The following is a 5,975-nucleotide window of genomic DNA, read 5'->3' as shown; positions in this document are numbered from 1 at the left end:
GAGCGGTTGACGAGACTTGAACTCGCGACATCCACCTTGGCAAGGTGGTGCTCTACCAACTGAGCTACAACCGCATGTTTCGCTTTGAACTTTTCAGTTCGTCGCAACAACAGGTACTACTATACGAGTCTTTAGTTGGGTGCGCAAACCAAATTCTTGCCACACTCCCCCAAATAGAATCAGTTTTACCCCACCAAAAGATACTGACTAGCAGTTTTACAAGAAATACCCATCACAAAAAATATTTTAAAATGAACGAAAAATCCCCTTATCCGCCGGGTTTCTTCAGACCTTTTGGTCGTCTGATTCCCGCTGGATAAGGGGATTCTCTAGAGCTTAGTCGCTGCTACCGCCGGAGTCGCCTCCGCCAGAATCGCCGCCGCCAGAGTAGTCGGAGCTGCTGTAGCTGCTGTAATCCGAGCTACTGGAGCTTCCGGCGTCGAAGTCGCCCGCGTCCGGGTCGGGGCCCGGGTCCACGAAGTCGTCTTCGTCGTCTTCTTCACGCGAAGAGTCCGAAGAGTCGGAGGAATCCACGACAGACGACGAGGTGCTCACGTCGCCGCCACGAGCCGCGTTCTGCATGGCGCGTGCCTCCAGGAACGCGGTCACGTACGCAAGCACTGCACCGGCAATAATGATGATGACCATCCACACGGAGCGGTCAAAGCCGGCAATGTAGGCGAACAGCCAGATAATGCAGGCGTTGGTGAGCGCCATGAGGGTGCCCTTGAGCAGCGCCTTGCCGATGATGGATTGGTTATTCGACCGACTCATGGTTAGCTCAGTTCAGCTGCAAGCTTGCGCAGGCGTGCGAGGGAGGATTCCTTGCCCAGGATTTCCATGGATTCGAACAAGGGCGGGGAGATACGCTCACCGGACACTGCGATGCGCACGGGGCCGAATGCGAGGCGCGGCTTGATTTCCAGGCCGTCGACGATTGCGGCGCGCAGGGCTGCCTCGATGTTGGCTGCGGTGAAGTCCTCGAGGGGCTCCAGGGCCTCGATTGCTGCGGCGAGGACCTGCGGTGCGGATTCCTTGAGCTGCTTGCGTGCGTCGTCTGCGGTGCTGATTTCTTCGTCAGCCTTGAAGAGGAATGCGAGCAGGCCGGGTGCTTCGCCGAGCAGCTGCATACGCTCCTGAACGAGGGGTGCAGCCTCGGTGAGGACCTGCTCTTCACGCTCGGTGAGGGTTTCGCCGAGTACGCCTGCAGCCTGCAGGTACGGGATGAGGCGGTCGCGGAAGTCCTTGGGGTCGAGCGCACGGATGTGGTCGCCGTTGATGGACTCTGCCTTCTTCACGTCGAAGCGTGCGGGGTTGGCGACAACGTCGTGTACGTCGAAGTGCTCGACGAGCTCGTCGATGCTGAAGACGTCCTGGTCTGCGGAGAGGGACCAACCCAGCAGGGACAGGTAGTTCAGCAGGCCTTCCTTGATGAAGCCGGAGTCACGCAGCAGGAAGAGGTTCGACTCGGGGTCGCGCTTGGAGAGCTTCTTGTTGCCCTGGCCCATAACGTAGGGCAGGTGACCGAATTCGGGGATGAAGCTGGTCACGCCGGTGTCGATAAGTGCGCGGTAGAGCGCGATCTGACGCGGGGTGGAGGAGAGCAGGTCTTCGCCGCGCAGCACGTGGGTGATGCCCATGAGCGCGTCGTCGACGGGGTTCACGAAGGTGTACAGCGGGTCGCCGTTGGAGCGCACGACCACGTAGTCGGGCACGGTGCCTGCCTTGAAGGTGATTTCACCGCGAACGAGGTCGTTGAAGGTGATGTCCTCGTCGGGCATGCGCAGACGCCACACGGGCTGACGGCCCTCGGCGCGGTAGGCTTCCTTCTGCTCTTCGGTGAGGTTACGGTCGTAGTTGTCGTAGCCGAGCTGCGGGTCCTGACCGGCTGCCTTGCGGCGCTCCTTCACCTCGTCGGGGGTGGAGAAGTCTTCGTACACGTAGCCGCCCTCAACGAGCTTTTCGAAGATCTCGTTGTAGATGCCTGCGGTCTTACGCTCGGACTGGCGGTAGGGCTCGTGGGGGCCGCCGACGCCGACGCCTTCGTCCCAGTTGATGCCGAGCCAGTGCAGGGATTCGAGCACCTGGTTGAACGACTCTTCAGAGTCGCGTGCCGCGTCGGTGTCTTCGATGCGGAAGATCAGCTTGCCGCCGGTGTGGCGTGCGTACGCCCAGTTGAAGAGGGCGGTGCGGACCATGCCCACGTGCGGGGTGCCGGTGGGCGAGGGGCAGAAGCGCACGCGGGTGTCTGCGGGGCTGTTGAGTACGGGACCGTGGTATTCGGTCATGATGTCTCCTTGACGGTGTGTTTCAGGATGTACGTTACGTTGTGGGGCGCGGGCTGTTTAGTCGCGCACGCGGGTGACGAGGGAGCCGATGCCTTCGACTTCGACCTCTACTTCGTTGCCGTCGCGCAGTACGCTGATGCCGGCGGGGGTGCCGGTGAGCAGTACGTCGCCGGGCAGTAGGGTGAAGATTTCGGAGGCTGCGGCAACCTGCTCGGCTACGGAGTAGTGCATTTCGGAGGTGTTGCCTTCCTGCACGACGTCGCCGTCAACCCAGGTGGTGATGTTCAGCGAGTCGGTGTCCAGGTCGGTTTCAATCCACGGGCCGAGCGGGGTGGAGCCGTCAAAGCCCTTCGCGCGGGTCCACTGGCGGTCTTCGAGCAGGTCGCGGGCGGTGAGGTCGTTTGCCACGGTGTAGCCGAAGATGACCTCGTGCACGCGCTCGAGCGGCACGGACTTGGCGATACGACCGATAATGACGGCGAGTTCACCTTCTGCGCTGACGGCTTCGGAGTACTCGGGCAGGGTCACGGGATCGCCGGGGCCAATGACGGTGGTGTTGGGCTTGAGGAAGAACTGTGGGGAGGCGGGCGCCTCGGTTCCAGCCCAGTTTGCGATCGCTCCAATCACCTTGGAGCGGGGAATGATCGGGGCGAGCAGGCGCACCTGGTCGATGGGGTAGGTGGTGCCGGTCGGTTCAATGCCCGAGTAGAAGGGGTCACCGGCGAGTACGCGCAGGGTTTCTTCGCCTGCGTCGCCTTCTACCAGCCCGAAGTGGAGCTCATTATTTACGGTAAATCGTGCAATACGCATACTTTCTAGGGTACCAGCCTTCGAGGGCGTGAGCGGCGGGCGGAATTGGCGGGGGTTTTATCAAGGGGCGGCGGCGGGGTGCGCCTCCCCTCCCCTGTCCTCGCATTATCAACGCCGCGCGCAATATTCGCCGGGCACAGCATCACCGGGCACAGCGAATCCCCGCGGGTGTGCGTTCCGGGTGGGAGCACATCCTGCGGGGATTTCGCGGGTGACGTGAGTCAGGGGTCTTAGATGAGGCGGGTCATCCAGCCGTGGCGGTCCTCAACGGTGCCGAGCTGAATGCCGACGAGCTCTTCGCGCAGGCTCTTGGAGATTTCGCCGAAGTGCTCGGTGGGTGCCGGAATCTCGAAGTCTTCTGCCTTGAGCTTGCCGATGGGTGCGACCACTGCTGCGGTGCCGCAGGCGAAGATTTCGGTGATGTCGCCGTTTGCTACGCCTTCACGCCACTCGTTGAGGGTGATTGCGCGCTCTTCGACGGTCATGCCGCGGTCCTTGGCGAGCTGAATCAGCGAGGAGCGGGTCACGCCCTCCAGGATGGTGCCGGTCAGCTCGGGGGTAACAATCTTGTTTTCCTTGCCGAAGATGAAGAATACGTTCATGCCGCCGAGCTCTTCGATGGCGTCGCCGCGGTGCGGGTCCTTGAAGATGACCTGCTTGCAGCCGTGCTTCTCACCCTCGGTCTGGGCGATCATGGATGCTGCGTAGTTACCGCCGCACTTTGCTGCGCCGGTGCCGCCTTCGCCTGCGCGGGCGTAGGTGGTAGAGAGCCAGATGTCCACGGGTTCGGGGGTCCCAAAGTAGTTACCTGCGGGCGAGCCAATCACGTGGTACTGCACGTGGCGTGCGGGGCGAACACCCAGGAACGCCTCGGTTGCGATCATGAAGGGGCGGAAGTAGAAGGCTTCACCGTCGCCGGTGGGCACCCACTGCTCGTCCATCTTCACGAGTTCGCGCAGGGATTCGATGAAGGTCTCTTCGGGCAGTTCGGGCAGGGAGAGGCGGCGTGCGGAGTTCGCGAAGCGTGCCGCGTTCTTTTCGGGGCGGAAGGTCCATACGGAGCCGTCGGCGTGGCGGTAGCCCTTGATGCCTTCGAAGATTTCTTGGCCGTAGTGGAAGACGGATGCTGCGGGGTCGAGGACGAGCGGGCCGTAGGGGCGAACTCGTGCGTCGTACCAGGTGCCGCCGGTCTTGTAGTCGCCTTCCCAGTCGATGGTGACCATGTGGTCAGTGAAGTAGTCACCGAAGCCGGGGTTTGCAAGGATTTCGGCGCGGCGTTCGGCGGTGGCGGGTGACTGGTTTGCTTCGTGGCTGAATTCGGTTGCCATCGTTCTGCGTTCCTCTTCGTCTAGTTGCCTCTGTGGGCGTTCTTTGAGTGGCGGTTCTCGCGGCGTGGCGAGGGACCGGTGTGTGCCGCCGGGCGCGTTGTCGTGCGGGGCAGATGGTGCATCTAGCGGTCTGTGCTAGTCGGATGCATTGCAGTGAGTGGTGGATGGTGTCCACCGCCGAGGTGCCGGGCGGGTGTGCCTGACCTGTTTAGAGTACCGGAAAGATGCGTTTGCCGCATGTGCACCTTTTCTCTCATTCAGGATGTGAACAGGTGAAGCCCGGAAGGTGCGTTCCTTCCGGGCTTCCCTAGCGTTTTTATTCAGCGCGCACGCTGTCATAAACGAGTTTTAGTCAGCAGACCTTAGCCGAGGCGTGCGAGCACGTCCGCGCCAACCTGATCGGTACCGCGCACGGTAGCGCCGTTTTCGCGCATATCTGCTTCGACGGCGTCCTCAATGCGGGCTGCGGCTGCGTCGTGGCCGAGGTGGCGCAGCAGCATCGCGCCGGCGAGGATTGCGGCGGTGGGGTTTGCCTTGTTCTGGCGGGCGATGTCCGGTGCGGAGCCGTGTACGGGCTCGAACATGGAGGGGAACTCGCCAACAGCGTTGATGTTGCCGCTTGCCGCGTAGCCGATACCGCCGGTGACTGCGCCTGCGAGGTCGGTGATGATGTCGCCGAAGAGGTTGTCGGTAACGATCACGTCGAAGCGGGCGGGGTCGGTGACCATGAAGATGGTGGTCGCATCAATGTGCAGGTAGTCGGTCTCGACCTCGGGGAATTCCTTCGCGATTTCGCTGAAGTAGCGGTTGTAGAGGCGACCGGCGTGGGTGAGCACGTTGGTCTTGTGTACGAGGGTGACCTTCTTGCGGCGGGTTGCGGCAAGCTCGAAAGCGTAGCGTACCAGGCGCTCCACGCCGTGCGCGGTGTTGAGGGAGACCTCGGTGGCGATTTCGTGCGGGGTACCCTGGCGAATCACGCCGCCGTTGCCGATGTAGGGGCCTTCGGTGCCTTCACGCACGACCACGAAGTCGATGTTGCCGGGGTTGGCGAGCGGGGAGACTGCGCCGGGGTACAGGCGGGAGGGGCGCAGGTTGATGTAGTGGTCGAAGGCGAAGCGCAGCTTGAGGAGCATTTCGCGTTCAATGAGGCCGGAGGGAATCTGACCGCTACGCGGGTCGGCACCGATGGCGCCGAAGAGGATCGCGTCGTGCTGCTTGAGGGATTCCATGGTGGACTCGGGCAGGGTTTCACCGGTTTCCAGCCAGTGCTCGGCGCCGAGCTTGTAGTGGGTGGGGGTTACGGTGATGTTTTCGAGCTCGCAGGCGCGGGTGAGGATGCGCTGGGCTTCGGTAATGATTTCGGGGCCGATGCCGTCGCCGGGGATGACGGCGAGGTCGATGCTACGTGCTTCAGTCATGCCTCTACCGTAATACGCACCACGGGTGGGCGGTAGAGTGTGCGGGCGGGTTCTCAGACTCTGGGCTAGGCAGAGTCTGGGCTAGAGAGTTCCAGGTTAGCTACCGCTCCCCTGCCCCGCCGGTTAAAACA

Annotated in this window: 5 protein-coding genes and 1 tRNA gene; all 6 read right to left on the bottom strand. The window is 62.2% G+C overall.

What is annotated here, in order from left to right; all coding sequences use genetic code 11:
• Position 1: 1 nt before the first annotated feature.
• Positions 2–74: transfer RNA gene (locus QZ540_RS08035), tRNA-Gly, on the bottom strand.
• Positions 75–336: 262 nt separating this feature from the next.
• Complete coding sequence (locus QZ540_RS08030; protein WP_294629057.1) at positions 337–774, bottom strand: hypothetical protein; 438 nt, start codon at positions 772–774, stop codon at positions 337–339.
• A gap of 2 nt (positions 775–776) precedes the next feature.
• A complete protein-coding gene (gltX, locus tag QZ540_RS08025) occupies positions 777–2,288 on the bottom strand; it encodes a glutamate--tRNA ligase (protein WP_294629055.1) in 1,512 nt (503 codons plus the stop codon).
• A gap of 57 nt (positions 2,289–2,345) precedes the next feature.
• Positions 2,346–3,098 (bottom strand): fumarylacetoacetate hydrolase family protein, encoded by a 753-nt coding sequence (locus QZ540_RS08020; RefSeq protein ID WP_005507404.1) that lies wholly within the window; start codon positions 3,096–3,098, stop codon positions 2,346–2,348.
• A 230-nt stretch (positions 3,099–3,328) separates the two neighbouring features.
• Positions 3,329–4,426, bottom strand: coding sequence for a branched-chain amino acid aminotransferase (locus QZ540_RS08015; protein WP_294629053.1), 1,098 nt, complete (start codon positions 4,424–4,426; stop codon positions 3,329–3,331).
• Between the two features lie 362 nt (positions 4,427–4,788).
• Positions 4,789–5,844 carry a 3-isopropylmalate dehydrogenase gene (locus QZ540_RS08010; RefSeq protein WP_294629051.1) on the bottom strand — a complete coding sequence of 352 codons (1,056 nt, stop codon included), beginning with the start codon at positions 5,842–5,844 and terminating at the stop codon, positions 4,789–4,791.
• Between the last annotated feature and the right edge of the window lie 131 nt (positions 5,845–5,975).

The organism is uncultured Rothia sp. (genome assembly GCF_916049665.1).
In the GTDB taxonomy this organism is placed as follows: domain Bacteria; phylum Actinomycetota; class Actinomycetes; order Actinomycetales; family Micrococcaceae; genus Rothia.
Note: the sequence above shows the minus strand (reverse complement) of the source record. Positions and strands in the feature narration are given on the sequence as shown.